General features: G+C 38.4%; 2 protein-coding genes. Both read left to right on the top strand.

The window, feature by feature from the left end:
• Positions 1-145 precede the first annotated feature (145 nt).
• On the top strand, positions 146-835 hold the full coding sequence (locus O9332_RS06515) for a Uma2 family endonuclease (protein ID WP_288024365.1): 690 nt from the start codon (positions 146-148) through the stop codon (positions 833-835).
• 18 nt (positions 836-853) lie between these two features.
• Entirely contained in the window at positions 854-2,992 is a 2,139-nt protein-coding gene (locus O9332_RS06510; protein WP_288024362.1) for an O-linked N-acetylglucosamine transferase, SPINDLY family protein, read from the top strand.
• The last annotated feature ends 141 nt before the right edge of the window (positions 2,993-3,133 follow it).

Genomic DNA, 3,133 nt, shown 5'->3' with positions numbered 1-3,133 from the left:
AAACCCTTATATAGAAAGACATTTGGCGATTTTTGTCAATTGTTTTCGATCTAGAACGAGCTAATCAATTAAGTCTCTTGCCAGATAAGGATTTAGTCGATTTATGCCCCCCTATCGAACCATAACAAGTAACGAAGAGCCTAAAATGATCACTTCTGAACCTATTTATTCCCTCCCTAAAACCCCTCCTTTAGAAAATGGTGATCAACTAAGTCGCCAGGAATTTGAGCGTCGTTATCAGAACCTTTCTGAAGTAAAAAAAGCCGAATTAATTGAAGGAATAGTTTATATGTCCTCTCCTGTACGAGTGCAGAGTCATGGAGAACCTCATTCTGATATTTTAACTTGGTTAGGGGTCTATAAAGCCGCCACAATTGGGGTAATGTCTGCGGATAATACTACTGTGCGTCTGGATGCAGATAATGAAGTACAACCAGATGCTTTACTAAGAATTAAAATTGCTGGACAATCAACTATTAGTGACGATGATTATATCGAAGGTGCGCCGGAATTAATCGTAGAAATCGCCGCTTCTAGTGCTTCCTATGATCTCCACAATAAATGGCGAGTTTATCGTCGTAATCAAGTGCAAGAATATCTTGTTTGGCGAGTTTATGAACGTCAATTAGATTGGTTCCGATTAAATGCTGGAGAATATATTAAACTTGAACCCGATAGTCGAGGGATAATTTACTCGCAGGTTTTCCCCGGTCTTTGGTTAGATGTTAATGCTTTATTAGCGGGTAACTTAGGACAGGTTTTGACAGTTTTACAGCAAGGTTTAGCCAGTCAAGAACATCAAGATTTTCTGAATAAATTATCTCAAAAAAAATAATAATTGATATTTAAATTTATGAATTGGCATCCTGACGCTTATCAAGCTTTAATTGCCGAAGATTATCCTCAAGTTGCGGCAATCTACGAGGAACTAATCGATAACAATCCTGAAAATGTTTCTGACTATTGGTACTTGGGAGTTGCCTATCTTCTGCAAAATTTAGCAGCAGAGGCACAGGTGATGTGGCAAAATGTTTTAAGGGAAGGTAATCTGGAAGAAGTTAAGCAATGGCAAGCAGAATTAGAAGCGGTTTTAGACGCAGAAGCGCGACGACAACAAAGAAAAGGTGATCTGGCAGCTGTAGAATATTTTCGCTATCATCTACAGGAAATTGTTCCCAAGTCAATTAATAATTTATTAGCTTTATTCGACTTAGCTTTAGATTTAGAAATATTTGATCCTGAAGAACTACTTAATTATCCTATTCAAGACAATCTCAGATCTAATCCCGATCGAGAATTGCTTTTAAATGTAGTTCTCAAAAGTCTTTTATATCCCCATGAATTAACTTTAGATTTAGCTCAAGCAAGTTTACCCTACCTGGAGGAATTAGCCGATAGTTTTATCCCGCAAGCTTTTCAGATAGCAGCACGAGTCACCAACGAGCAACAAAGTCCCACTTTTGGAGTGGAAATTATTAAACTTTGTCTGCAATTAAGACCAAATGATCTGAGTCTTTTGGAACAATTGGTTAACCTCTATATTTTAGCAGAAGACTTTGATAATTCTTTGATAACTGCCTATCAGTTGCGAGAAATTTGTCTAACTCCAACCCTAAAGTTATACAGTAATTATCTGATTTTGTTAATACTTTTGCGCTGGGGAGTTTGGCAAGAAATTGATCATATTTATCAAGAATATCATGATTTATTACAGGAATTAACCCGTCAGAAAAATATCACTTTAGAACCGATTATTAAAACTAGCTTTCTCAATGTTTCTAGTCCCCTACCCTACCTAGGCGATCGAGCCTTAGCCAATCGACAATTAACTAATCGCATCGCCGAAATTTTTCTTGATAATAATAGTTTAAAAACTCCTTTTATTACTATCAAAAAAGCTCAAAAAAAACTGACGATTGGTTATCTTGCCAGTACCTTAAAACATCATTCTGTCGGTTGGTTAAGTCGTTGGTTAATTCACCATCATGATCGAGAAAAATTGCAAATAGCCATCTATACTATTAACCAAGAAGAAGATGAAATTACCCGTCAATGGTTCCGGGATAGCCGAGATATTATCCGTCATTTTCCCTACGCTCAAAATCCCCTAGAAGTTGCCCAACAAATTCAACAGGATCAGATAGATATTCTAGTAGATTTAGACAGTTTAACCCATAATATTACCAATCAGATCATGGCACTGAAACCCGCAGCAAAACAAGTGACTTGGTTAGGTTGGGATGCTTCTGGATTAGCAACTATTGATTATTATATCGCCGATCCCTACGTTTTACCCCAGCAAGCGGAGGAATATTATCGAGAAAAAATCTATCGTTTACCAGAGACATATTTAGCAGTGGATGGTTTTGAAATCGGCACTCCCAATCTCCGTCGAGAAGATTTAGAAATTCCCCCCGATGCTACCATCTATTTTTCCGTACAAAGTGGCATGAAACGTCATCCTGATACCATTAAACTTCAGATGAAAATTCTCGCACAAGTCCCTAATAGTTATTTTCTGATTAAGGGAGTCGGTAAGACTGAAAAAATTCAAGAATTATTTACTGAAATAGCGATTCGGGAGGGAGTTAATCCCCAAAGATTGCGGTTTTTACCGAGAGATATCGATGAATATACCCATCGCGCTAATTTACAGATTGCCGATGTGGTGTTAGATACCTATCCCTACAATGGTGCTACCACCACCTTAGAAGTTTTATGGCAAGGAATCCCTTTAGTTACATTGGTAGGAGAACAATTTTCCGCCCGCAATAGTTATACTTTTATGATTAATGCTGGTATTGAAGCCGGAATTGGCTGGAATGAGGCAGAATATATCGACTGGGGAGTAAAATTAGGACTCGATCGCTCCCTTCGTCAAGACATCAGCCATCAACTGTTAGGAAATCGTGACACAGCCCCGCTCTGGCAAGGGAAAAAATTCGCTCAAAATATGGAAAATGCCTATTTAAAAATCTGGGAGGGAAGTTGATATTGACATCCTCGCCGCCCTAAAAGTGCGGCGATTCCTAAACCTCACGATTTAAGTTTCTGCTTCCACCACCGTCGCATACCACAGTTAAAAAACCATGTACTGTCTTACACAGAGTCCACAGACTTTCGCCCCATTTCA

The sequence above is a fragment of the Microcystis sp. LE19-10.1B genome (genome assembly GCF_027530565.1).
GTDB lineage: Bacteria > Cyanobacteriota > Cyanobacteriia > Cyanobacteriales > Microcystaceae > Microcystis > Microcystis aeruginosa.
Note: the sequence above shows the minus strand (reverse complement) of the source record. Positions and strands in the feature narration are given on the sequence as shown.

What these genes read in the sequence shown, in the direction of transcription:
- O9332_RS06515 (WP_288024365.1), top strand. Translation starts at nt 146, where the DNA reads ATGATCACTTCTGAACCTATTTATTCCCTCCCTAAAACCCCTCCTTTA.
- O9332_RS06510 (WP_288024362.1), top strand. Translation starts at nt 854, where the DNA reads ATGAATTGGCATCCTGACGCTTATCAAGCTTTAATTGCCGAAGATTAT.